Below are 22,676 nucleotides of genomic sequence, written 5' to 3' on the forward strand. Positions count from 1 at the left end.
CGTCGCGCCCCGCCGCGCAGCGTCCGGCAGCGCCCCGACCGTCCTCGCCTGCGCCGGCCGAGCCCGCCGCGTCGGCTCCCGATGCGCCGCCGACCCCCGCGGGGGCGGCAGAGTGAGACGGGCGATCACGGTCCGCGTCGTCGGCCCGCTGCAATGGATCGTCTATCCGGCCCTGACGGCCATTGCGGTCACGGTGCTGCTGGCGGTACCGCTGCGGCTGTTCGACCTGACCCTGCCTGAGCCGGTCCTGCCGATCGTCCTGGCCTTCGCCTGGCCGCTGATCCGGCCGTCGATGCTGGCCCCGGTGGTTCTGTTCGGGCTTGGCCTGTTTCTGGACCTGTTCTGGGGCGGGCCGCTGGGCCTGTGGCCGATCAGCCTGCTGGCGATCTATGGCGCGATCCTGCTGGCCGCCAACTTCCTGGCTGGGCAGGCGACCATCGTCCTGTTCGCCCTTTACGCCGCCTCGACCGGGCTGGCCTTCTTCCTGGCCTATACGATCGTTACGCTGGACGCAGGCAATTCGCCGAACATCCTGGCCGTCCTGGGCCAGGTCGTGCCGACGCTGTTGCTCTTCCCCCTGGCGGACTGGCTGATCCAGCGGTTTGACGACGCCGACGTGCGATTCCGATGAGCAGCGAACCCCATATCTTCTTTTCGGATGTGAATGAGCGACAGGGCTCGTTCCTGCGGCGCACTTTTCTGCTCGGCGGAGCCACGGCGCTGGGGATCACGGCGCTGACGGGGCGGCTGGCCCAACTGCAGATCGTCAAGGCTGCGGAATATGCGACCCTCGCCACCAACAACCAGTTCAATTTTCGTCTGGTCCCGCCGCCGCGCGGCCTGATAAAGGACCGGAACGGCGTGGTCGTGGCCGGCAATCGGCCCAGTTTTCGCGTTCTGGTCGTGCGTGACGAGACCAAGGATCTGGATCAGACGCTGGACCTTCTGGGGCGGCTTCTGCCCGACACGCTGGAGCGTCGCCGCACCATCATCCGCGAGGTCAATGCCGCGCCGCGCTTCTCGCCCGTGCCGGTCAAGAGCGACCTGAGCTGGGACGAGTTCTCGCGCGTCAATCTCCACGCCGCCGAACTGCCGGGCGTCATGGCCGACATGAACGAGGCGCGCTACTACCCCTTCGCCGGGTCGTTCGCCCACGTCATCGGCTATGTCGCCAAGGTCTCTGACCGCGACGTCAAGGCGATCCGCGACAAGGGCGAGGAGCCGCCTCAGATCCTGTTCAACCCCGGCTTCCGCATCGGTCGGTCGGGCGTGGAGAAGGCGCTGGACCCCGAACTGCGCGGCGTCGCCGGCGGCAACCGGGTCGAGGTCGATGCGCGCGGCCGCGTGGTGGCCGAGGACATCGCCGGCTCGCGCCCCGCCGTGCCGGGCGACGAGGTGGTGCTGACGCTCGACGCCGACATTCAAAATCGGGCGCTGGAGGTGTTCGGCGACGAGAGCGGCGCGGCTGTGGTGATGGACTGCCGCAACGGCGACATCCTGTGTATGACCTCGGCACCGTCGTTCGACCCGAACATGTTCGTCGGCGGCGTGCCCAGCAAGGTTTACAAGGCGCTGAGCGAGTATGAGCGCAAGCCGTTGCTGGACAAGGCGATCGGCGGGGTCTTCCACCCAGGCTCGACCTTCAAGCTGACCACGGCCCTGGCCTTGCTGGAGGCAGGGGTCAATCCTGCCGAGCGGGTCGTCTGCACCGGCGGCTATCACTACGGCGGTCGGACGTTCCGCTGCTGGAACCATCGGGGCCATGGGCCCCAGACTATGCACGACGCCATCAAGAACTCGTGCGACGTCTATTTCTATCACATGTGCAATCGCGCGGGCGTCGACAAAATCCAGGAAGTCGCCAAGAAGATCGGCTTCATGCAGACCTATGACATCGGGGTCGGCAATCAGAAGACGGGCAGCATTCCCAGCCGAGCCTGGAAGGCGAATTACAACAAGCGCAACCCCAATCCCGAGTCGCGGGTCTGGTTCCCCGGCGAGACCCTGTCGGTGGCCATCGGGCAGGGGGACGTCAATGTCACCGCCCTGCAACTGGCGGTCATGGTGTCGCGCTTCGCCAACGCGCGTAAAGCCTTGCAGCCGCGCCTGATCAAGTCGGTCGGCGGGGTCGAGCGGCCCAGCGGCGCCGAGACGCCCGATCTGCCGTTCTCGCGCGAGCACCTCGAGATCGTCCGTCAGGGCATGATCGCCGTGGCCAACGACCGGTCCGGCGGCGCCTATCGGCAGAGCCAACTGGGGCTGGGCGACATCCAGATGGCGGGCAAGACTGGCACGGCTCAGGTCCGCAACTACGGCACCGGGTCACGCAAATCGAACGTCTGGGCGCTGAAGGACCACAACCTGTTCGTGGCCTTCGCTCCTGTAGACGAGCCGCGTTACGGCATCGCTATCATCGTCGAACACGGCGGCATGGGCGGGGCGACCGCCGCGGCCCCGCGCGCCCGCGAGATCATGCGCACGACCCTGCTCAAGGACCCGGAGATGCGCGCGCGGATCGAACGGCCCCTGCCGCCCGAACCCACCGGTCCCGTGACGGCGGACGAGGCCGACTTCGGCGCTGCCCCGGCCGAGCCCGAGATCGAAACCGCCGCGCCGCGTCCCGCCGCGCCCGTCGCCTCCACCGGGCCTCGCCCCTATCTTGCGGAGCCGCGATGACCGCTTCGGCCCTGTCCCGTCCCGGCGAGCGCGAGCGACTGTCGGTCAAACTGAGCCAGATCGACTGGCGCTTCGTGTTCCTGATCTCCCTGGTGTCGGGCGTCGGCGGCCTGATGCTCTATTCCGTCGGCAAACAGTCGTGGGAGCCGTGGGCCGCCAAACACCTGATCCGCTACGGCGTGTGCCTGTTGCTGATGCTGGTGCTGGCCATGGTCAGCCTGCGCTGGTGGTTCAGGCTGGCCTGGCCGGTCTATTTCATCGCCCTGTTCCTGCTCGTCTGCGTCGAACTGTTCGGCTACACGGCCATGGGGGCGACGCGCTGGCTGGACATCGGCGTGACCCGGATTCAACCCTCTGAAATCATGAAGATCGGCGTCGTTCTGGCGCTGGCCCGCTGGTATCACGGCGCCTCGGCTCAGGACGCCAAATTCAGCTGGAAGCTGATCTACCCGGTCGCCATCATCGGCGCGCCCTTCCTTCTGGTGGCGCACCAGCCCGATCTGGGCTCGGCCATGCTGATCGGCCTGACCGGTGCGGCCATGATGTTCGTCGCGGGCCTCAGCTGGAAGATCATCGGGGCCGTGGGCGGCGCTGCGCTGGCCCTGGTGCCGCCCTACATCATGTTCGGGATGCACGAGTATCAGCGCCACCGGGTGCTGACCTTCCTGAACCCCGAGGCTGACCCTTCGGGCACGGGCTATCATATCCTGCAGTCCAAGATCGCCCTCGGGTCGGGGGGGCTGCTCGGCAAGGGCTTCGGCCTGGGCAGCCAGAGCCAGCTGGAATTCCTGCCCGAGAAGCAGACCGACTTCATCTTCGCGGCGGTGTCGGAGGAGTTCGGCTTCATCGGCTCGTTCAGTCTGCTGCTCTGCTATGCGGCCATCATCCTGATCGCCCTGCGCATCGCTTCGCTGTCGCACAGTCATTTCGGGCGGTTGGCGGCGGCCGGCGTGACGGCGACCTTCGCCCTCTATGTCCTGATCAACGGGGCCATGGTCATGGGTCTGGCGCCGGTCGTGGGCGTGCCGATGCCGCTGCTGTCCTATGGAGGCACGGTGATGCTGACGGTGATGATCGGTTTCGGCCTGGTCATGGCGGTGCGGGTCAACCGCTACGACGAACTGCCCAAGGGCCACGGGCTGTTCTAATCGCAGTTTCAGGCGTTAGGCTGGTCTCATGACCGACGAGACGCCCGACGCTGAAGCCGCCGCCATTCCTAAGGCCGATCCCTCCATGTTCTCGGATTGCGGCGACACGCCCTGTCCACAGCCGGTGATGGGCGATCCCAAGAATGAGGCAGCGGCTCTGGCCGAGGGTGTCCGCATGCGGAACAATCCCGCCGAATGGGCCTTCGTTCGCCTGTCCAAACTGATCGAGGAGTTCGAGGCCAACCTCGACAAGGACGAAGAGATCGGCGCCCGCGTCGTCGGCCTGCCGGGCGAGGGCACGATGCAGATCATGGACGTCGGCTTCTGGGGGCCGGACCTGATCATCTTCTTTGGCCGCAACGCCGACGGAAAGCCGGTGCGGTTGATCCAGCACTACACCCAGATCAACGTGGTGCTCGCCGCGATCCGGAAGCCGGAGGAGCGCGAGGCGCGCCGCATCGGCTTCCAACTCAGCGAAATGGTGCAGAAGACCAATCCGAAGGCGGCGACCTTATAAACGCGTCATCCCGGCCCAGCGGCGAAGCCGCGCCCAGCCGGGACCGCCACGGACGCCGGGCTTTGCTATGGGGCGAGGAAGGGCGCGCTCATTGCACCGTGCGGCGAAAAAAACAGTGCAATTGGTGCAATAAGCCGCAGCCGGAGGGGCGGTGAAGAGGGGAGCGGCCTGCCTGGGGCGGCGAGGCGGCGGATGGGGCTGTCAAAGACCGGTCATCACTGTGCACGGGTTTGAGATCAGGGCGCGCATATGGGCGGTCGAGGAGGGTTGATCCCTTGTGGGGCAAGGGATTGGTGGTCGCGGATGCGTTGGCTGATGCTCAACGTCATCCCGGAAACGGCGCAGCCGTTAACCGGGACCGCAGGAAGCGTCGGCGTTTGGGCGGGTCCCGGCTCGGCGCGGCTTCGCCGCTGGGCCGGGATGATGGGATTATAAGGTAGCCGCCCAGTCGGTGCCGCGCACCAGGCTGTCGATGATGCCCGGCTCGGTCGAAGCGTGGCCGGCGTCGCCGACGATGTCCAGCTTCGCTTCCGGCCAGGCGCGATGCAGGGTCCAGGCGCCCGAGATCGGCGTCACCACGTCGAACCGGCCCTGCGCGATCCAGCAGGGGATGTGGCGGATGGTTTCGATGTTCTCGAGAATCCAGTTCTCGCTGTCGAAGAAGCCGCCGTTGGTGAAGTACCAGTTCTCGATCCGGGCGAAGGCCACGGCGAACTCCGGCTCGGCGAACTTGTCCGGCTTGCCCGACGGTCCCTGGACGCTGACGGTCTCGCCTTCCCAGCTGGACCAGGCCACGGCGCAGCGTTCGCGCTCGGCGACGTCATCGCCGAGGAGGCGTTTGGAATAGGCGGCCATCAGGTCGCCGCGCTCGGCTTCGGGGATGGGGGCCACGAAGCGTTCCCAGGCGTCGGGGAAGATCATCGAGGCGCCGTCTTGATAGAACCAGTGCAACTCCTTCTTGGTCAGCAGGAAGATGCCGCGCAGAACCAGCGCCAGGCAGCGATCCGGGTGCTTGATGGCGTAGGTCATCGACAGGGTCGAACCCCAGGAGCCGCCGAAGACGACCCATTTGTCGATGCCCAGTTTCTCGCGCAGGCGCTCGATGTCGGCGACCAGATCCCAGGTGGTGTTGTTGTCCAGCGAGGCGTTGGGCCGCGACAGGCCGCAGCCGCGCTGGTCGAACATGACGATCCGGTATTTGGCCGGATCAAAATAGCGCCGCATCCCCGGATTGACCGCTCCGCCGGGGCCGCCGTGCAGGACGATGACCGGGACGCCGTGCGGGTTGCCGCTTTCCTCGTAATAGATCTCGTGGATGCTGTCGGTCGGCATCCAGCCCGACGCATAGGCTTCCAGTTCGGGATAGAGGTCGCGGCGAAGGGTGTTGGTCACGAGGATTGCCATGTCAGGAAATGGGGGTTTTCAGATTGGCCGGTCAGGCGTTGACGATGTGTGAGCGGAACGCGGCGACGGCCAGCGCGATCCAGCCGGCGATCATCAGCACGCCGCCCACGGGGGCGACTGCGCCCATGACGGGCAGGCTGAGCAGGCCGATCAGGGCCAGGGCCAGACAGAAGATCAACCCGCCACTCGCCGCCAGCCAACCGGCGATCCGCGCGGTTCGACCGCCGGTCGCCCAGGCGGCGCAGGCCACGGCCAGGACGGCGTGGACAATCTGATACTGGGCGCCCGTGGTCAGCAGGCTCTTGATCGCCGGGCCGGCGCCGTGCGCCGCGAAGGCGCCCAGAGCGACGGCCATGGCCCCGTTGAAGGCGGCGAAGACGAGCAGGTTGCGGTCATGGCTCATGGCTAATGTCTAGACCACAACTGTGACGGAGTCTGCTATCGCAGCGCCCATGAAGTCCGCCCCGCGCATGGCGCTGCAATACATCCTGTTGTTCGCCGCCAGCGGCGTGACCCTGCCGTTCGCCGGCCTGTGGTTTCGCGAGCAGGGCCTGAGCGGGGCCGAGATCGGCGCCTTGTTGGCCATCCCCATGCTGGGGCGGCTGGTCACGGGACCGGCCATCGCCGTCTGGGCCGACGGATTCCAATACAGGCGCACGCCGATCGCCCTGCTGGGGCTGGCTATGACGGCGGGATACGGCGGGGCGGGACTGGTTCAGGGTTTCGCCGCCTGGGCCGTCTGCTGGTTTGTCGGGGCCACGGCGGCGGCGGCTCTGATCCCGCTGAGCGACGTGATGACGCTGCGGGTCGCCCGGCGCGAGGGTTTCCACTTCTCCCTGCCGCGCGGCTGCGGCTCGGCGGCTTTCGTGGTCGCCAACGTCGGCATGGGGGCCTTGCTGACCCGGACCTCGCCGTGCGCGATCATCATCTGGATCGCCGTCGCCGCAGTGCTGATCGCCGTGACAGCGTGGCGGGTCCTGCCCGCCGAGCGGGTGACCGAGAGCACGCGGGTTCCGGGGCTGGAGCGGTTCAAGGGACTAGGGCGGCTGGTCGCCGATCCGGTCTTCATGACCGCCATCTTCGCGGTGGGCGCGGTGCAGGCGGCGCACGCCTTCTACTACGGCTTCTCGGCCATCGCCTGGAAGGCGCAGGGCATTCCCGAGAGCGTGACCGGCCTGCTGTGGGCCTTTTCCGTCCTGGTCGAGATCGGCTTCATGTGGGTGGTCGAGCCTTGGCGACGACGCGTCGGGATCGGGCCGCGGGCCGTGCTCAGCATCGGCGCGACGGCGGCGGTCGTGCGCTGGACGCTGATGGCCTTTTCGCCGCCGCTGTTAGCGTTGTGGCCGCTGCAGACCCTGCACGCGCTCAGCTTCGCCGCGACCTATCTGGCGGGGGTGCAGATCGTCGAACGGTTGTCGCCACCCGACAGCCATACGGCGGCGCAGACCCTCAGTTCCGTGGTGTCGGCCGGCGTTCTGATCGGGTTGGCGACGGCGGCGTCGGGGCCGCTGTATGACGCGTTCGGCCTGAAGGGCTACCTGGCGATGGCGGCTCTGGCGCTGGTCGGGGGCTTGGCCGGGCTGACCCTGAGGTCAGGGCGGGACGCCGGCTGAGGCTCAGGCGGCGCGCGCTTCTTCAGGCCGCGCTGGGGCGGGGCAGGGGAGCCAGGTGGCGGGCGATCGCAGACGCCGCCGTCTTGACCGCCGACTGGACCTTGGCGTTCGAAGCGTCCGAAGGCGCGCGGATGAGGCCGATGGCGGGCGAGGCCGGGCCGTCGGGCAGGTCCGCCAGGATGCGATAAAGGATATAGCTGCCAGCGTCCTCCTCGGCGTCCGAGGCCGCGAGGGCGTTCAGCCCCGCAGCGGTCAGGTCGCGCACGATCTCGGCGGCGGCGGCGGTGGCGCGGACGACGCCCGGGCCTGTGCGATCCAGGCGGTCGCTGCGGTCGAGGCAGCGGTTTTCGGCCCGCATCTGCAAGCGGAAGGCCCCTGGATTCGCCGTGCGCCCGACCAGCAGCAGGGCGCTGCATTCGCCGCGGGCGAGCAGAGTGCTGAGATGGGCCGCCAGGGTGTCAGCCGAGGCGTTTCCGGCAACAGGCAAGGTGCGCGCGCCGACGGGGTTCCAAGGCTCGCCTGAAAGGTCCTCGACCGGGTCCCAGGCGTCGAAGGCCGGGTCCCACGCACAGATGGCGATGGCGGGGCGTCGGTCGGTGCGAAGCCCGAAATCCATATCCAGCAAGGAGTCCACCCTGTGTGACACTAATGCGACAGCGCCCGGACGGTGCGGTCAAACCCGGGCGGAGGTCAAGCCCGCCGGAACAAAATGCGACAGCGTTGGCGCCCAACGCCTAGCCGAGGTCGCCGATGGCGGCGTCCAGCAGCATGAAGGCGCGGCCCTCGTCGGTCGCCAGCCGGCTCTGGACGCCGTGGGCGTCGCCCTGACGCGCCTGTTCCTTCACCGACTGGGCGAAGGCGCGGACGTAGGCGTCGGCGTCGGCGCGCAGTTCGGCGTCGGCCAGGATGCGGCGGGACACGCTGCGCACTGCTGCGGGGGCGACGCGGCGCACGATCTGGCGGGCGCGATCCGGTTCATGCGCGGCCAGGGCGCGGGCGGCTTCCTCGATCCGGGCGCGGGGCAGCAGGGCGTTGGGATCGACCCCCATGCGCCGGATCGCCGATGTGATCCGGTCGCCCAGGGCGCCCGGGTCCAGGGCGCCAGGGTCCGCGGCGGGGACGGGCGTGTCCAGCTCAAGCGGGGCCTCGACGGCTTCGGCGTGCTGATCCACGCCATCGACCAGATCGTTCCAGTCCAGCATGTCGTCCTTCTCAGGGACCGGCGCGGGCGCTTCCGAGGCGGTCTCGGCCGGCTCCAGCCGCAGACGGCCACGCAGGCCGAAACCGCGTTCCTCGGGCCGCTTGGCGGCGGGTTCGGGGAGGGGCTCCGGCTTGGGCTCGACCCGGCGCGGCTTGTAGCGGGCAGGCTCGCTCGGCGGGACCGACAGTAGGAGCTCGCGGCGGCGCGCAGCGGGGGCGTCGCCCGACACCACGCCCATGACGCGGACGGCCTCGGTCAGCATGTCGTAGTTGCGACGGACCCGGTCCTGGAAACCGGCGTCCAGGGTCTCCGTGTCCTCGGCGGCCTTTTTCGAGGCGGCGGTCAGGGCGGCCAGACCCTCCTCGACCGAGGCGCGCACGGCGTCGACGCGGGCGGCGGCTTCTTCCGGCAGGCGGCTGGCGCGGGCGTCCATCTCGGCCACGGCCGTCTCGACCTGGGCCAGAGCGGCGGTCATCCGTTCCAGCGTGCTTTCCAGACGTTCGGCGACCTTCTCGCCGGTCAGGTCGACCATGTCGGCGGTCTGGTTGACGATCTTGCGGGCGCCGTCGATGCGGGCCTCGGCGGCTTCGTCGGCCTTCTGCGCGGCGTCGAACAGGGATTCGCCGAGGCGGTCGGCGCGGATCTGGGCCTGTTCGATGGCGGCAGCGGCCGCAGCGCGCTGTTCCTCGGCGGTGGCCTGCAGCGCCGTCAGGGCGCGGCGGGTTTCCTCGACCAGCAGGTCGCGGGCTTCGGCGGCTAGGGCCTCGAAGCGGTCGAGCGCCAGCTTGGTGGCGTGGTCGAAGCCGTCGGCCTCGCGCTGGGACAGGTCCACCAGGGCGCGGAACTGGTCGGCGGCGGCCTCGATCTGGGCCTTGATGGCGTCGCCGACGTCGCCGGTCGTCTGGTTCAGCTCGCCGGCGGCGCTGCGGGTCAGGGACAATTGTTCGGTGAACTGGGCGCGCTGGCTTTCGATCTGGGCCGAGAAGTCTTCCTGATCGGTGCGCAGTGCGTAGGCGGCAGTGACCAGGGCGGCGCGCTGCTGGCTCAAGCCTTCCTCAACCGACTGGATCTGTTCGGCGACGCCGCTGCCGGCCGTTTCCAGACGCAGGGTCTGGCGGGCCAGGTCGTCGGCGGCGGCGCGGGCGGCGTCCTGGGCCTCGCCGGCGGCGGCGGCCAGGTCGGCGGCGCGGGCGGCCAGCGCCGCTTCGGCCTCGCGAAGCTGGGTCTGGGCCAGATCCGAGGCGTCCACGACCATGCGCGACTGACGCTCGACCGCATCGACGACGCCGGTGGCCTGGCCATCCAACTGTAGGCCAAGGGCGCCCAACTGCTCGCGTTCGCGACCCAACTGGTCGGCCAGGCGACGGGCGGTGCGGCCGGCGGATTCGGCGGCCTCGTTCAAGCGGACGGTTTCCTCGACCAGCGCTTCGCGCAGCAGGGCCATGTCGTTGCGGGCGCGCTCGGCGGCGAGGGCGGCCTGATCGATGTCGCCGCGCAAGGACGTCAGCACCTGTCCGGTCTGATGCGCGGCCAGCGCCGTCGGGCCGATCAGGGCGTCGGCCATGTCACGGGCTCGGCGGGTTTCCAGCGCCAGGCCGGCGCCTTGCCGCACGGCGTGAGCCAGCATGATGGCGAGGCCGGCGGGGGCCAGGGCGATCAGGGCATAGACGGCCAGCCTGAGCGGCTCCAACTGGACCGCGCCCGATCCGAATTCATAGGCGAACCAGGACGCGACGCCGCCGATCCACAGGGCCGAGGCGACGCCGGCGATCAGATAGGCGTTGCCGCTAGGCGCAAGCGCGGCCTTGCGCACAGAGATGGAGGCCGGGGCGGGCGTGTCCAGCGGCGCCGGCGGCGCGTCGGCCGATACGGCGAGCGGCGCCAGATCGGGCGCGGCGGCGTGCAGGGCGGCGGCGCGCTGCTCGGCCAGCCGCTGCTCCTCCATCAGACGCCGCCGACGGCGCTCGGACATCGGGCGTTCAGACTGCGGCTGAGGCTCGGGCTGCAGCTCGGGCGCAAGTTCCAGCGCCTCCTCGGTGATCGAGGGGATGGTTTCATCCTGATCTTCGCCCGGTTCGGGGTCGGAAAGGTTGAGCGGCGGCCGATGGCTGAACTTCATGGGGCGTCGTTCTCGATCACTATTCGCCGGAAACGCGGCGAGGGCGCGCGGAGGGATGAGACCCTAGCGGCTCGATCCGGCCGCGCAAAGGCTCACGGGCAGGGATTCGAAAGGAGATCGGCGATGAGGTCCGTCAGGCCAGCGGGTCAGCAGCCGCGCGGGGCGGCGACGGCGATGCTGGCGGCGGGCGCGTCCTTGCAGTCCTGCACGCGCTGGATTTCCCGTTCCGACTGGCGGGGGGCATGCAAATCGACGCCGAATTGCGACAGCGCCGCCGCAGCGAGCAGCGCGATCAGGCCAGCCAGCATTTCGAGCAGCATTTGCATGGCGCATACAATGACAGAACACGGCTCTGTTTACAATGCGGCGGCATTGTGAAGCTGCACGGCGGGGCGAATGGAACGAACCGGGGCGTCGAACGTCAAGCTTGCGGGCCCGGCGCATAGGCTCGTCATGCGAATCAGTCAGTCTGGCCAGATGAGAGAATGGGGCGACAGCTACGAAGGCAGTCTGCTGGATCCGGGGCGGGACTGCTGGCGCGTGGCGACGGCGCATCGCTTTACGCCGCTGATGGAGAACAACGCCTATTTCGACGCCCTGGCCTCGGCGCTGGCGAAGGCGAAGAAGTCGATCGTCGTGCTGGGCTGGCAGTTCGACCCGCGCACCCGGCTGGACCCCAGTTCGCACCTGACCGACCGGCGCGGCGAGATCGGCCATCAGCTGCGGATGCTGGTGCGCGAGAAGCCCGAACTGGACGTCCGGCTGCTGATCTGGAAATCGCCGCTGCTGATCGCCGCCTCGCAGGGCTTCTATCCGCACCGGGCGCAGCGATGGTTCCGGAAGCGAACGGTCGAGTTCAGGCTCGACAAGCCCGGCATCCTGGGCGCCTGCCATCACCAGAAGGTGGTGATCATCGACGACAAGGTCGCCTTCTGCGGCGGCGGCGACATCGCCACCGACCGTTGGGACACGGACGAACATCTGGATAACGATCCGCGCCGCTGCCAGCCGTCAGGCCTGTTCAGCTCGCCCCGGCATGAGGTGATGTGTGTTCTGGACGGTCCCGCGGCGATGGCCCTGGGCGACCTGGCGCGCGAGCGCTGGTTCCGCGCCACCTGGGAACGGACCTTGCCGGACGAGACGGACGAGGATCCCTGGCCGGACGGCGTCGAGGCGGTCCTGAGCGACGTGACCGTCGGCGTGGCCCGCACCGAGCCGCGCGTGCGGGGGCGGCCCGAGGTGCGCGAGAACGAGGCGCTGCATCTGGAATCGATCCGCCGGGCCCAGCGGCTGATCTATCTGGAGAACCAGTATTTCACCTCACCGACCATTGCCGCCGCCCTGGCCGAGCGGCTGGCCGAGCCGGACGGGCCGGAAGTGGTGCTGGTTTCGACCGGGCGCAGCCCCAGCTGGTTCGACAGCCTGACCATGGACACGGCCCGCGCCGAGGTCCTGTATCGGCTGGAGCAGGCCGACCAATACAACCGCTTCTTCGCCTTCAGTCCCCGAACCGTCGAGGGCGAACGGATCATCGTTCACGCCAAGATGTCGATCATCGACGACCGGCTGCTGCGGATCGGCTCGACCAATCTGAACAACCGTTCGCTGGGTCTGGACACCGAATGCGACGTGGCGGCCGAGCCGACGACGGAGGAGGGGGGCGAGGCTGTTCGCCGCTTTCGTCAACGCTCCATCGGCCATTTCCTTGGCGTATCGGGCGAGGACTTCGCCCAGGTCGAGGGCGTGATGGGCTCGGTCGGTCAGGCGGTTCAGACCTTCGGCGCGGATCGGATGACGGCTCTGGGCTCGGACCCGCCCAACGCCGCGCAGCGGATGATCGCTGAATGGCAACTGGGCGATCCCGGCTCGTCCTCCGACGCCTGGCAGCCGTGGAAGCGCCAGAACCGCTCGCACCGGCCACGGATCACGGGCGCTCAGACAGGGCCTCAGACGGGGGGCTGAAACTCGAAGTCGATCACCAGCGGCAGGTGGTCCGAAGCGGCGCGCGCCAGCGGATGCAAGGGCGTCATCACGCCCGTCACCCTGATTTCGGGGCTGACGAAGCAGTGGTCGATGCGGATGGCGGGGAAGCTGGAGGGGAAGGTCTTCACCGAGGGCTTCAGCCCCAGTTCGCGCTGGGCGTCGGCCAGCCGCCGCGTCAGGGCGTAATAGGGGCGGGTGATCGAGGTGGCGTTGAAGTCGCCGGTCAGGATGGTCGGCCCCGTGCAGGCCGGATCGCCCAGCCATTCCGGCCCGACCAGGGCCGCCGTCTGCAGGCGCTGCTCGCGCGGCACCAGACCCAGGTGGGTGTTGACGACGTTTAGCGTCACCCCGTTGAACTCGATCGCCGACCACAGGGCGCCGCGCGGCTCCAGTCCGCGCAGATTGGGCAGGGTCGGCAGGGCGGCGGCGCGGATCAGCCGTTCGGGGTGCGGGGTCAGGATGGCGTCGCCGTACAGTTCCGCCTCGACCTTCATCGCCGGATGGAAGCGGAAGCTCATCGACAGACGTTGGGCGATGGCGCTCGCCTGATCGACGCCGCCGGTACGGGCGCGACCGACGTCCAACTCCTGCAGGCAGACGATGTCCGGCTCCAGTCCCGCGATCACGGCGGCGATGCGCGCCACGTCCAGCTTGCGATCGACGCCGACGCAACGATGGACATTATAGGTCAGAAGTCTGGGCATGGGTCCTTGCCGGGCGGCGACGGGGAGACGAGGGCGGCGCTGGACGCGCCGCCGCCGGATTCCCGATATCAGGCCTAGATGACAACCAGCCGGTCGGGAACCTCGTTGATATCAGCGGACCGGGGTGGAAACTGTTCCGCCAGCACGTCGCCGCACAAGGCGATGGCGCGCTCCAGCCCCTCGACCGGATCGCCGGCGCGCATGGAGGCGCTCAGGGCGGCGACCGCGTCTCCCCACAGTTCGGGGTCGACGCGGGAATGGATGCCCTCGTCGGCGACCAGCTCGACCTGATGGTCAGACAGGGCGGCGAAGATCAGGACGCCCGTCCGCGCGTCGGTGGTGTGCAGGCCATGGGCCAGGAACTGCTGCACCGCCACGCGTCGCACGCGCGCCCGGCGCACGCTGCGCGGCGTCACCCAGCGACGAACCAGAGGGATGCAAGTGATCAGGAACACGGTCACGAAGACCGCCGCCTGCACCACGGCATAGGCCGACAGGGCGCGGCCGATGGCGATGTCGAGCGCCGCCAAATGGGAGGTCTCCCATGCGTCGCCCAGACCGGGGAACCAGGACGGATCGAATTTCAGCGGAATGAGCGCCAGGGGCAGCAGCAAGGCCGCCGCCGCCGCCCAGCCCAGGCTGACGTCGCGATAGGACGAGACCTGTCGAGCGACGACGCAGAAGATTTCGCCAGAGGTGCGGGCCTCGGCCGCCGCGATGGCGCGGGCCACGCGTTCGTGGTCGTCGTCCGTGAACTGCATCACCATCCCCCCGAAGCGCCGCCGCCGCCGAAGCTGCCGCCGCCTCCGCCGAAGCCTCCGCCGCCGAATCCGCCGCCGCCGCCCCAGCCGCCGCGCCCGCCGCGATTACGCAGGGCCTCGCTGGCGGCCCAGATCAGAATGGGGGTGACCCCGTCGCCGCGACCGCTTCCGCGCCGCCGTCCGCCCGACGCCGCCGCGCGGATCAGCCCGATGAACAGGAACAGGAAGACCAGACCCACCAGGATGGCCGGACCGACCGGCGCCTTCGGTCGCGGTGCCTTGGCCGCCTGGGCGCGGGCCTGGGCCTCAGCCGGGTCGAGGCGCAGCTGGCCGATGACGGCGTCGACGCCCGCATCGATCCCCTGGGCGAAATCACCGGTGCGGAAGGCCGGCAGAATCTGGTTCTGGATGATCTGCGCCGACAGGGCGTCGGTCAGCACGCCCTCCAGGCCGTAACCGACCTCGATCCGCACCTTGCGCTCGACCGGAGCGACGATCAGCAGGGCGCCGTTATCCTTCTCCTTGGAGCCGATGCCCCAGGCGCGGCCCAGCCGATAGCCGTAGTCCTCGATCGGCTGGTCCTGCAATGAAGGCAAGGTGACGACCACCAACTGATCGCCGGTCTGCTGTTCCAGCGTCGCCAGCTTGCCGGTCAGGGCCTGTTCCTGTTCCGGAGTCAGAAGATTGGCGTCGTCCACCACGCGGCCCGTCAGGGCTGGGAACTGGATGTCCGCGGCCCGCGCGAGGCCGGGCAGAACCGCCAGCAGCGCGAGCGAAAGCAGCAGCGCCCGGATCAGACCGGGCGCCGGCCTTTCCCCCAAGGCGAGGGCGGGGCGGTTCATGTCGTTCTAACGCGCCGCCGGGGCGGGAGCGGGAACGGCGGTCGGCGCGGCGCCCGGCGTGACGGCGGGAGCGCTCCCTCCAGGCTGGGCGCCCGGAACGCCGAGGTTGAAGTTCACGGTCGGCGCGCTCTGGGCCTCGGCCGTGGCGGTGAACAACTGCATCGGCTTGGAGCCGCTCTGCAGCGTCTTGGCCCAGATCACGGTCGGGAAGGTGCGCAGGGACGTGTTGTAGTCGCGCACGGCCTCGTTGTAGTCGCGGCGCGCCACGGCGATGCGGTTCTCGGTGCCTTCCAGCTGAGATTGCAGCGTGAGGAAGTTCTGATTGGCCTGAAGCTGGGGATAGGCCTCGACCGTCACCAGCAGTCGCGACAGGGCGCCGGACAGTTCGCCCTGGGCCTGCTGGTATTTCTGGAAGGCGGCGGGGTCGCTGAGGCTGGAGGCGTCGACGTTGACGCTGGTGGCCTTGGCTCGGGCCTCGATCACCTGGGTCAGGGTGGTGCGTTCCTGAATGGCCGCGGCCTGAACCGTCGCCACCAGGTTCGGCACCAGGTCGGAGCGGCGCTGATACTGGCTCTGGACATCGGCCCAGGCGGCCTGGGCGCGCTCTTGCTTGGTCGGAATGGTGTTGTAGCCGCAAGCCCCAACGGCGGGGGTCAGGACGACGACGGCGGCGACGGCCGCGAGACGGGGCGAAAATCCAGCCATAAAGATCCTCCGGCGATCAAGGGATCGCTGATCCGCTAAAGACTATCGGAGCGGAAAGGCTCCGCTTCAAGGGCTGGATTTTTCGCAACCTGAACCGCTCATCCCGGCGTCCGCCGGGATGAGCGGGAGTGGGGGAAGTCTCAGCCGTTCAGGTCTTCCGGCGCCACCCCTGCCGAACGGCAGGCCGCCGTATAGGTGTTGGCCAGCAGGCAGGCGATGGTCATGGGGCCGACGCCGCCGGGGACAGGGGTGATGCGCCCAGCGACCTCGACCGCCTCATTGAAGTCCACGTCGCCGACGACGCGGGTCTTGCCCTCGGCCGCCTTGACCGGGTCGCGCGAGGGGACGCGGTTGATGCCGACGTCGATGACGGTCGCGCCCGGCTTGATCCAGTCGCCCTTGATCATCTCGGGCCAGCCCACGGCGGCGACCAGAATGTCGGCGGTGCGGCACAGGGCCGGCAGGTCGCGGGTGCGCGAATGGGCCACGGTGACGGTGCAGCTTTCACCGATCAGCAGTTGCGCCATCGGCTTGCCGACGATGTTGGAGCGCCCGACGATGACGGCGTTCAGCCCCGACAGGTCGCCCAACTGATCCTTCAGCAGCATCAGACAGCCCAACGGCGTGCAGGGGACCAGACCGGGCAGGCCGACCGCCAGACGCCCGACGTTGACGACGTGGAAGCCGTCCACGTCCTTGTCCGGGTCGATGGCGCCGAGGACGGCGGCCGAATCGATATGTTTCGGCAGCGGCAGCTGAACCAGAATTCCGTGGATGCCCGCATCGGCGTTCAGCGACGCGATCAGGGCCAGCAACTCGGCTTGCGTCGTGGTGTCAGGCAGGCGGTGGGTGTCGGACCGCATCCCGGCCTTCAGCGTCGTCTCGCCCTTGTTGCGGACGTAAATCTGGCTGGCGGGGTCTTCGCCGACGATGACCACGGCCAAGCCGGGCGTCACGCCGTGGGCGGCCTCCAGCCGGGCGGCGGCGGCGGCGACGCGCTCGACCAGGGTCTGCGAGAAGGCCTTGCCGTCGATCAGCGAGGCGCGGGCGAGTTCTTCAGCCATGATCGGCTCCATAGGGGGGACTGGGCGGGAACTGGAAAGCGTGGCCGCGATTTACAGCCGCTGCGGTTCGGCGTCTATGATGGCGCCAGCAAAGAGGTTTTCATGCGTCATTCTCAGTTCGGGGCCCTGTTCGCCGCGGTCAGCGTCGTCGCCCTGCTGTCGACGGGCTCAGCCTTGGCCCAATCCTCTGAACGGGCAGCCGCCGACGCCCGCATCGGCGCCGAGATCCGGGGCCGGCTGGACGAGGGAGATGCGCGGACCCGTGGCAGCGACGCCTATCGTTACGACGACTACCGCGTGCAGTTGCACGCGGGGCAGCGGCTGCAGGCCGAACTGCGCAGCAGCGACTTCGACGCCTATCTGGCGATCTACGCCGAGGGCCGGACGTCGGGCGAGCCTCTGGCCACGGACGACGACGGGGCCGGCAGCGGCTCGAACGCCCGCCTGCGGTTCACGCCCGAGAGCGAAGGCGTCTACATCGTTCGCGCTCGGCCCTATTCGGGGCTGGAGACCGGTAATTACACGCTGGCGCTCAGCGAGCGGGCCGCGCCGCGCCAACCCCGGCCCGGTCGAATCTCCGTCGGCCGAGACGTCTCGGGCCGCCTGACGAGCGGAGACGCCGAGGACGATGACGGCAACATCTTCGATGCCTACGCCTTCCGCGCGGGGGCCGGAGAGCGGGTCGCCGTCCTGCTGGAATCGGACGATTTCGACCCGGTCCTGCGCATCGGCCGGATGATCGGCGGCTCCTTCGTGGAGTTGGCCCAGAACGACGACGGCGCGGGCAAGGGGCTGAACTCCTACCTGGTCTTCACCGCGCCGCAGGCGGGCGAGTACGTCATTCAGGCGACTTCGGCGGGCAGCGGCGGGGAGGGCGGCTATCGCCTGTCTCTGGAACAGGGCCCGCCGGCCCCAACGGCTCGCACGATCACGATCGGTGAAAACGTCGACGGCCGCCTGACCGCGGACAGCGCCCGGAGCGATTCCGGGGCGCGCGCCGACCTCTACCGCTTCACCGGCCGGGCCGGGCAGCGAGTGGCGATCAGCCTGAGTTCCGACGATTTCGACAGCTACCTTGAACTGTTTGACGCCAACCACAACAGTCTGGCCACCGACGACGACAGCGGCGGCGCGTTGAACGCCCGCCTGACCTACACCCTGCCCGAGGACGGCGACTATCTGGTCGAAGCCCGGACCTTCTCCGACGGCATGGGCCGTTATGACCTGAAGCTGGAGGAGGTGGCCCCGCCGCCGCCGCCGACCGCCATCGCCTTCGGTCAGACAGTGCAGGGCGACTTGAAGGAGGGCGGCGCGATCGACGACGAAGGTCGGCTGTCCGAGGACTATGTTTTCAACGGGGTGGAGGGGCGGCGCATCCAGGCGATCATGCGCTCCGGCGATTTCGACGCCCTGCTGCAGATCGGCGCGGCCGGCGACGAGTTCGAGGCCCTGGCTAGCGACGACGACGGTCTGGGCCAGGGAACCGACGCCCGCCTGACCTTCACCCTGCCCGAAACCGGCGACTACGTCCTGCGCGCCTCGCCCTATGGCAAGGACGGCAAGGGGCTTTATTCGCTGGAACTGGTCGACCGGGGTCCCGAACCGTCGCCTGGCAGCCTGCTGGTCGGCGCGACGGCGCGCGGTTCTTTGACCGAGAGCGATGCTGTGACCGACGACGGGATCAGTTTCGACGCCTACCGGTTCAAGGCCAAGGCCGATGAAAAGCTGCGCTTTACCCTGATCTCCGCCGCCTTTGACGCGGTGGTCGAGGTGGGCGAGGACAAGGACGGCGATTTCCGCAGTCTGGCCGAGGACGACGACAGCCTGTCGGACACCCACGCCCGGCTGAATTGGACCGCGCCGCGCGACGGAACCTACGTCGTCCGCGCCCGCAGCTATGGACCCAACTCGACCGGCGACTATGTCCTGATGCTCGAGCGTCAGCCCTGACGGTCCCGATGAGCGACGACCTGATCCTAGGCCGCAAGGACCAGCACCTCGACGTGGTGCTGTCGGGCGGCGGGCGGCACGCCCTGGCCAGTGGTTTCGACGACTGGCGCTTCGTGCACGAGGCCCTGCCGGATCTGGACCATGCGAAGATCGACCTGGGCGCCGACTTTCTGGGACGGCGTCTGCAGGCGCCCCTGCTGATCAGCGCCATGACCGGCGGGCCGGCGCGCGCCGAGGCGATCAACGCCCGGCTGGCCGAGGCGGCGCAGCACCTGGGCATCGCCCTGGCGGTCGGCTCGCAGCGCGCCGCCATCGAGGGCGGGGCGACAGGCGGGCTGGATCGCTCGCTACGCGACCGGGCGCCGGACACGGTGCTCCTGGCCAATATCGGCGCGGCCCAACTGACGCGCGGCTTTGGCCTGGACCAGGCCCGGCGGGCGCTGGACATGATCGGGGCTGACGCCCTAGTGGTGCATCTGAACCCCCTGCAGGAAGCCTGTCAGCCCGAGGGCGACCGCGACTGGTGGGGCGTCGGCGCCGCGCTTCAGGCCCTGATTCGGGGCCTGGACGCGCCGGTGATCGTCAAGGAGACCGGCGCGGGCATATCGGCTGTGACCGCCCAGCGCCTGATCGCCATGGGGGCGGCGGGCGTCGACGTGGCCGGGGCCGGCGGCGCCAACTGGGGTCTGATCGAAGGGGAGCGGGCGACCGATCCGGCGGACAAGGTCCACGCCGCCGCCTTCGCCGCCTGGGGCATCCCCACGGCTCGCGCCATCGCCGAGGCGCGCAACGCCTTGCCCGAGGCCTTGATCATCGGCTCGGGCGGCGTCCGCGACGGCGTTGATGTCGCCAAGGCCATCCGGCTGGGCGCCGACGTGGTCGGCATGGCCTCGGGCGTCATTCAGGCCGCGACCGTCTCGACCGAGGCGGTGGTCGAGCATTTCCAGACCGTGATCCGGCAACTGCGCACCGTCTGCTTCTGCACCAACGCCGCCAATCTGGGCGCGCTCAAGCGAGCGCCGCTGCTAGCGTCGAGATAAATCAATCGTTTAGGGCGTCACGCTACAGGCGACGTTCAACATTCGGAGACCTCCCCCCATGCGCGCCCTTCTGATGACGACCGTCCTGGCGTCGGCCCTGGCTGTGGCCGGCGGCGCCTCGGCCCAGAGCACCATCCGCCCCGGTCAGACGGTGCAGGGCAACTTCACCGCCAAGGACGCTCGCATGGGCGACGGTTCGCACTACCGTTGTTACGTCGTGCAGACCAACCCGGACGAAGCCTATACGGTCACGCTCAGCTCGTCGGACTTCGACACCTATCTGTCGGCCGGCGCCGGCGCGGACTGCGACGACACCTCGATCACCAACGACGACGGCCCGGACATGGGCACGAACTCGCAACTGCGTTTCGCCTCCGGCGGCGGCCTGTGGATCATCAAGGCCAACACCCTGAGCGAGGGCGAGACCGGCCGCTATGAACTGCGCGTCTCGTCGGGCGAGCGGATCCGCCCGACCACCCAGGTTCTGCCGATTTCGGTGGGCGAAAGCCGTTCGGGCCGACTGGAGTTCAGCGACCGCCGCGCCGACGACGGCTCCTTCTACGACTGCTATGCCCTGTCGATCGCGCGCGCGGGCAGCGTGGCTGTTCGCCTCGATTCCGCGGACTTCGACGCCTATCTGGCCCTCTACGAAGGCCCGCAGTGCGACGGCGATGCGCTGGCCTCGGACGATGACAGCGGCGGCGGAACTAGCGCCCAGATCATCCAGACCCTGAGCCCCGGCGTCTATTCGGTGCGCGCCAACACGCTCGGCGCCTCGGAAGAGGGCGACTACACCCTGACCGTTTCGACCCGGCGTTGATGACGAGGCGGCCTCGGCGGGTTCAGTCGAGGCCGCGTTCGTCCCACAGGGGCGAGGAATCGACCGTATCCGACAGGCTCACATGGGCTAATCGATCCGCTGGGTCTGGCGCCTGTTCCGGCAGGGGCTGATCGAAGCCGAAGCTGTAGTCGTCGGGTTCCAGTCGGACAGGCGTCGCGGGGCGGGGCGACACCCACACCAGCCCGTTCCGGTAGTCCTGCGGGGGCGGCCCTGCCGGCGCCGGGGGCTCCAGCCAGGCGTCGTCCAGATAGGCTTCATACTCGGCGTCGAGGATGGCGGGCGGCTGCAGGCGCGCGGGGTCATGCACGTAGCCGTTCCGCAACTCGCCCACCGCCATGATGGAGCCCGGCGGAAGATCCGGTTCCGTCGGCGGCGCCACGACCTCCACGCTCATGACGCCGTGGCCCGCATCGCGATGAGCGATGGCGGTCGAGTTCCACGCCGCCCATCCGCCGGCCCCCGCGGCCGTGAGGCCCAGAGCCAGACCGGCCAAAGCCAGCGTCTTCATCTCTATCGCTCCGGTCATGCGCGGGAAGCGCCGCACATGACTTAAAGCGTTGAGAGCCTGATGCGGTTCACGCCGAGGGCAGCAGGTCGCCGGCGAAGCCGCGATAGCGACCGGCCCGCACCCCGTCCGTCGCCCGGGCGATGTCCGGCGCGAAGTAGTGGTCGGAGGTATAGGGGGCGGCGGCCTCGCGCACGATGGCGTAGGCCTGCTCCAGTTGCGGCGAGCTGGTCAGGGGGCGGTGGAACTCCAACCCCTGGGCTGCGGCCAGCAGTTCGATGCCGACCACGGTGGCGGCGTTCTCGGCCATGTCCAGCAGGCGACGGGCGCCGTGGGTGGCCATCGAGACGTGGTCTTCTTGGTTGGCGCTGGTCGGCACGGTGTCGACGCTGCACGGATGGGCGACCATGCGATTCTCGGCCACCAGGGCCGCCGCCGTCACCTGGGCGATCATGAAGCCAGAGTTCAGGCCGCTCTCCTTGACCAGGAAGGCGGGCAGTTCGCTCATCTTGGGATCGACCAAGATGGAGGTGCGGCGCTCGGAGATATTGCCAATCTCGCACAGGACCATGGCGATCTGATCCGCTGCAAAAGCAACCGGTTCAGCGTGGAAGTTGCCGCCTGAGATCACGTCGCCGTCGTCGATGAAGACCAGCGGATTGTCGGTCACGGCGTTGGCTTCGCGTTGCAGGGTCGCGGCGGCGTTCCTCATCACGTCGAGGATGGCTCCCATGACCTGCGGCTGGCAGCGCAGCGAGTAGGGGTCCTGCACCTTGGCGCAGTCTTCGCGGTGGCTCTCGCGGATGGCGCTGCCGGTGATCAGGCCGCGCAGGACGGCGGCGACCTCGATCTGACCCGGCTGGCCGCGCAGGGCGTGGATGCGGGGATCGAACGGCGCGTCCGATCCTTTCAGCGCATCGACCGACAGGGCGCCGGCGGCGATGGCGGCGGCGAAGACGTCCTCGGTGGCGAACAGACCGGCCAGAGCCAGGGCCGTCGAACACTGGGTGCCGTTCAGCAGGGCCAGGCCTTCCTTGGGACCCAGGACGACGGGCTTCAGCCCGACCTTGGACAGCGCGGTCTCGGCGTCCAGCGTGTGACCCTGATAGCGGGCCTCGCTGACGCCGATCAGGACGCAGCTCATGTGGGCCAGCGGGGCCAGATCGCCCGAGGCGCCGACCGAGCCCTTGGACGGGATGCAGGGCAGGATCTCGGCGTTGACCATGGCGATCAGCGCCTCCAGCGTCCCGCGCCGCACGCCCGAGGCGCCGCGCGACAGCGAAGCGATCTTCAGCACCATCAGCAGGCGGGTGACGTTGTCGCTGAGCAGCGGGCCGACGCCGCAGGCGTGGCTGAGGACCAGGTTCTTCTGAAGGGTTTCAAGGTCTTCCGGCGCAATGCTGGTGTTGGCCAGCAGGCCGAAGCCGGTGTTGATGCCATAAACCGTCCGGCCCTCGGCGAGGATGGCGGCGACGGTGGCCGCCCCCTTCTCGACATTGGTCCAGGCGGCATCCGTCAGGCTGACGGCGACGGGGCCGGCCAGAACCGTGCGGAGCTGGGCGAGGGTGAGCGGCGCGGCGCCGATTTCAATCGTGGTGGTCAT

21 protein-coding genes are annotated in these 22,676 nt (G+C 68.9%); 9 read left to right on the forward strand and 12 right to left on the reverse strand.

Annotated elements, in window-relative coordinates; all coding sequences use genetic code 11:
- Window positions 1–112 precede the first annotated feature (112 nt).
- Genes AB4Y68_RS00005 through AB4Y68_RS00020 form a run of 4 tightly spaced genes read left to right on the forward strand, consistent with a single transcriptional unit; the run spans window position 113 to window position 4,341 of the window.
- Entirely contained in the window at window positions 113–631 is a 519-nt protein-coding gene (locus AB4Y68_RS00005) for a hypothetical protein (RefSeq protein WP_441452925.1), read from the forward strand.
- Window positions 628–2,676 carry a penicillin-binding protein 2 gene (mrdA, locus tag AB4Y68_RS00010; protein ID WP_441452927.1) on the forward strand — a complete coding sequence of 683 codons (2,049 nt, stop codon included), beginning with the start codon at window positions 628–630 and terminating at the stop codon, window positions 2,674–2,676. The genes AB4Y68_RS00005 and mrdA overlap by 4 nt, the downstream gene beginning before the upstream one ends.
- The gene (rodA, locus tag AB4Y68_RS00015; protein WP_441452929.1) at window positions 2,673–3,824 is read left to right on the forward strand and encodes a rod shape-determining protein RodA; all 1,152 of its coding nucleotides are present in this window, start codon (window positions 2,673–2,675) and stop codon (window positions 3,822–3,824) included. Before mrdA ends, rodA begins: the two co-directional genes overlap by 4 nt.
- Window positions 3,825–3,852: 28 nt before the next feature.
- Entirely contained in the window at window positions 3,853–4,341 is a 489-nt protein-coding gene (locus tag AB4Y68_RS00020; RefSeq protein WP_441452931.1) for a DUF6173 family protein, read from the forward strand.
- Window positions 4,342–4,770: 429 nt separating this feature from the next.
- On the opposite strand, the gene pip is transcribed toward AB4Y68_RS00020, so the two are convergent.
- Window positions 4,771–5,745, reverse strand: coding sequence for a prolyl aminopeptidase (gene pip / locus AB4Y68_RS00025; RefSeq protein WP_441452933.1), 975 nt, complete (start codon window positions 5,743–5,745; stop codon window positions 4,771–4,773).
- Between the two features lie 31 nt (window positions 5,746–5,776).
- Window positions 5,777–6,148, reverse strand: a complete 372-nt coding sequence (locus AB4Y68_RS00030; protein ID WP_441452935.1) for a DUF423 domain-containing protein — start codon at window positions 6,146–6,148, stop codon at window positions 5,777–5,779.
- A gap of 49 nt (window positions 6,149–6,197) precedes the next feature.
- Between AB4Y68_RS00030 and AB4Y68_RS00035 the strand changes: the two genes are divergently transcribed.
- Window positions 6,198–7,358 (forward strand): MFS transporter, encoded by a 1,161-nt coding sequence (locus AB4Y68_RS00035; RefSeq protein WP_441452937.1) that lies wholly within the window; start codon window positions 6,198–6,200, stop codon window positions 7,356–7,358.
- 22 nt (window positions 7,359–7,380) lie between these two features.
- Here the strand turns inward: AB4Y68_RS00035 and AB4Y68_RS00040 are convergent, their stop codons facing one another.
- From AB4Y68_RS00040 to AB4Y68_RS00050, 3 genes are all read right to left on the reverse strand, one after another.
- Window positions 7,381–7,974 carry a hypothetical protein gene (locus AB4Y68_RS00040; RefSeq protein WP_441452939.1) on the reverse strand — a complete coding sequence of 198 codons (594 nt, stop codon included), beginning with the start codon at window positions 7,972–7,974 and terminating at the stop codon, window positions 7,381–7,383.
- A 118-nt stretch (window positions 7,975–8,092) separates the two neighbouring features.
- Complete coding sequence (locus AB4Y68_RS00045) at window positions 8,093–10,678, reverse strand: tipN (protein ID WP_441452941.1); 2,586 nt, start codon at window positions 10,676–10,678, stop codon at window positions 8,093–8,095.
- A gap of 146 nt (window positions 10,679–10,824) precedes the next feature.
- A complete protein-coding gene (locus AB4Y68_RS00050; RefSeq protein ID WP_441452942.1) occupies window positions 10,825–11,004 on the reverse strand; it encodes a hypothetical protein in 180 nt (59 codons plus the stop codon).
- A gap of 151 nt (window positions 11,005–11,155) precedes the next feature.
- On the opposite strand from AB4Y68_RS00050, the gene AB4Y68_RS00055 reads away from it, so the two are divergent.
- On the forward strand, window positions 11,156–12,640 hold the full coding sequence (locus tag AB4Y68_RS00055) for a phospholipase D-like domain-containing protein (protein WP_441452943.1): 1,485 nt from the start codon (window positions 11,156–11,158) through the stop codon (window positions 12,638–12,640).
- Here AB4Y68_RS00055 and AB4Y68_RS00060 read toward each other — a convergent pair.
- From AB4Y68_RS00060 to folD, 5 genes are all read right to left on the reverse strand, one after another.
- Entirely contained in the window at window positions 12,625–13,365 is a 741-nt protein-coding gene (locus tag AB4Y68_RS00060) for an endonuclease/exonuclease/phosphatase family protein (protein ID WP_441452945.1), read from the reverse strand. The genes AB4Y68_RS00055 and AB4Y68_RS00060 overlap by 16 nt on opposite strands.
- 74 nt (window positions 13,366–13,439) lie before the next feature.
- The gene (locus AB4Y68_RS00065; protein ID WP_441452947.1) at window positions 13,440–14,126 is read right to left on the reverse strand and encodes a TPM domain-containing protein; all 687 of its coding nucleotides are present in this window, start codon (window positions 14,124–14,126) and stop codon (window positions 13,440–13,442) included.
- Window positions 14,126–14,968, reverse strand: coding sequence for a TPM domain-containing protein (locus tag AB4Y68_RS00070; protein ID WP_441452949.1), 843 nt, complete (start codon window positions 14,966–14,968; stop codon window positions 14,126–14,128). Before AB4Y68_RS00070 ends, AB4Y68_RS00065 begins: the two co-directional genes overlap by 1 nt.
- Window positions 14,969–14,974: 6 nt before the next feature.
- Window positions 14,975–15,673 carry a LemA family protein gene (locus AB4Y68_RS00075; RefSeq protein WP_441452951.1) on the reverse strand — a complete coding sequence of 233 codons (699 nt, stop codon included), beginning with the start codon at window positions 15,671–15,673 and terminating at the stop codon, window positions 14,975–14,977.
- Window positions 15,674–15,813: 140 nt separating this feature from the next.
- Window positions 15,814–16,737 carry a bifunctional methylenetetrahydrofolate dehydrogenase/methenyltetrahydrofolate cyclohydrolase FolD gene (gene folD / locus AB4Y68_RS00080; RefSeq protein ID WP_441452952.1) on the reverse strand — a complete coding sequence of 308 codons (924 nt, stop codon included), beginning with the start codon at window positions 16,735–16,737 and terminating at the stop codon, window positions 15,814–15,816.
- Between the two features lie 102 nt (window positions 16,738–16,839).
- Here folD and AB4Y68_RS00085 point away from each other — a divergent pair, with 102 nt between their 5' ends.
- Genes AB4Y68_RS00085 through AB4Y68_RS00095 form a run of 3 tightly spaced genes read left to right on the forward strand, consistent with a single transcriptional unit; the run spans window position 16,840 to window position 20,547 of the window.
- Window positions 16,840–18,687, forward strand: a complete 1,848-nt coding sequence (locus tag AB4Y68_RS00085; RefSeq protein ID WP_441452954.1) for a PPC domain-containing protein — start codon at window positions 16,840–16,842, stop codon at window positions 18,685–18,687.
- A gap of 8 nt (window positions 18,688–18,695) precedes the next feature.
- A complete protein-coding gene (gene fni / locus AB4Y68_RS00090) occupies window positions 18,696–19,727 on the forward strand; it encodes a type 2 isopentenyl-diphosphate Delta-isomerase (protein ID WP_441452956.1) in 1,032 nt (343 codons plus the stop codon).
- Between the two features lie 58 nt (window positions 19,728–19,785).
- The gene (locus AB4Y68_RS00095) at window positions 19,786–20,547 is read left to right on the forward strand and encodes a peptidase (protein ID WP_441452958.1); all 762 of its coding nucleotides are present in this window, start codon (window positions 19,786–19,788) and stop codon (window positions 20,545–20,547) included.
- 22 nt (window positions 20,548–20,569) lie between these two features.
- On the opposite strand, the gene AB4Y68_RS00100 is transcribed toward AB4Y68_RS00095, so the two are convergent.
- Together AB4Y68_RS00100 and hutH are read right to left on the reverse strand one after the other, a co-directional pair.
- Complete coding sequence (locus tag AB4Y68_RS00100) at window positions 20,570–21,076, reverse strand: hypothetical protein (RefSeq protein WP_441452959.1); 507 nt, start codon at window positions 21,074–21,076, stop codon at window positions 20,570–20,572.
- Between the two features lie 67 nt (window positions 21,077–21,143).
- Complete coding sequence (gene hutH, locus AB4Y68_RS00105) at window positions 21,144–22,676, reverse strand: histidine ammonia-lyase (RefSeq protein ID WP_441452960.1); 1,533 nt, start codon at window positions 22,674–22,676, stop codon at window positions 21,144–21,146.

Origin of the sequence: Brevundimonas sp. 2YAF1 (assembly GCF_052114745.1) — a bacterium.
Taxonomy (GTDB): domain Bacteria; phylum Pseudomonadota; class Alphaproteobacteria; order Caulobacterales; family Caulobacteraceae; genus Brevundimonas.

Excerpts from the sequence above, each read along its gene's own strand:
- fni (WP_441452956.1), top strand. The coding sequence starts at position 18,696 with ATGAGCGACGACCTGATCCTAGGCCGCAAGGACCAGCACCTCGACGTG.
- hutH (WP_441452960.1), bottom strand. The coding sequence starts at position 22,676 with ATGACCACCACGATTGAAATCGGCGCCGCGCCGCTCACCCTCGCCCAG.
- AB4Y68_RS00065 (WP_441452947.1), bottom strand. The coding sequence starts at position 14,126 with ATGCAGTTCACGGACGACGACCACGAACGCGTGGCCCGCGCCATCGCG.
- rodA (WP_441452929.1), top strand. The coding sequence starts at position 2,673 with ATGACCGCTTCGGCCCTGTCCCGTCCCGGCGAGCGCGAGCGACTGTCG.
- pip (WP_441452933.1), bottom strand. The coding sequence starts at position 5,745 with ATGGCAATCCTCGTGACCAACACCCTTCGCCGCGACCTCTATCCCGAA.
- AB4Y68_RS00045 (WP_441452941.1), bottom strand. The coding sequence starts at position 10,678 with ATGAAGTTCAGCCATCGGCCGCCGCTCAACCTTTCCGACCCCGAACCG.
- AB4Y68_RS00035 (WP_441452937.1), top strand. The coding sequence starts at position 6,198 with ATGAAGTCCGCCCCGCGCATGGCGCTGCAATACATCCTGTTGTTCGCC.
- mrdA (WP_441452927.1), top strand. The coding sequence starts at position 628 with ATGAGCAGCGAACCCCATATCTTCTTTTCGGATGTGAATGAGCGACAG.
- AB4Y68_RS00055 (WP_441452943.1), top strand. The coding sequence starts at position 11,156 with ATGAGAGAATGGGGCGACAGCTACGAAGGCAGTCTGCTGGATCCGGGG.
- folD (WP_441452952.1), bottom strand. The coding sequence starts at position 16,737 with ATGGCTGAAGAACTCGCCCGCGCCTCGCTGATCGACGGCAAGGCCTTC.
- AB4Y68_RS00070 (WP_441452949.1), bottom strand. The coding sequence starts at position 14,968 with ATGAACCGCCCCGCCCTCGCCTTGGGGGAAAGGCCGGCGCCCGGTCTG.
- AB4Y68_RS00020 (WP_441452931.1), top strand. The coding sequence starts at position 3,853 with ATGACCGACGAGACGCCCGACGCTGAAGCCGCCGCCATTCCTAAGGCC.
- AB4Y68_RS00050 (WP_441452942.1), bottom strand. The coding sequence starts at position 11,004 with ATGCAAATGCTGCTCGAAATGCTGGCTGGCCTGATCGCGCTGCTCGCT.
- AB4Y68_RS00100 (WP_441452959.1), bottom strand. The coding sequence starts at position 21,076 with ATGAAGACGCTGGCTTTGGCCGGTCTGGCTCTGGGCCTCACGGCCGCG.
- AB4Y68_RS00060 (WP_441452945.1), bottom strand. The coding sequence starts at position 13,365 with ATGCCCAGACTTCTGACCTATAATGTCCATCGTTGCGTCGGCGTCGAT.
- AB4Y68_RS00040 (WP_441452939.1), bottom strand. The coding sequence starts at position 7,974 with ATGGATTTCGGGCTTCGCACCGACCGACGCCCCGCCATCGCCATCTGT.
- AB4Y68_RS00075 (WP_441452951.1), bottom strand. The coding sequence starts at position 15,673 with ATGGCTGGATTTTCGCCCCGTCTCGCGGCCGTCGCCGCCGTCGTCGTC.
- AB4Y68_RS00030 (WP_441452935.1), bottom strand. The coding sequence starts at position 6,148 with ATGAGCCATGACCGCAACCTGCTCGTCTTCGCCGCCTTCAACGGGGCC.
- AB4Y68_RS00095 (WP_441452958.1), top strand. The coding sequence starts at position 19,786 with ATGCGCGCCCTTCTGATGACGACCGTCCTGGCGTCGGCCCTGGCTGTG.
- AB4Y68_RS00085 (WP_441452954.1), top strand. The coding sequence starts at position 16,840 with ATGCGTCATTCTCAGTTCGGGGCCCTGTTCGCCGCGGTCAGCGTCGTC.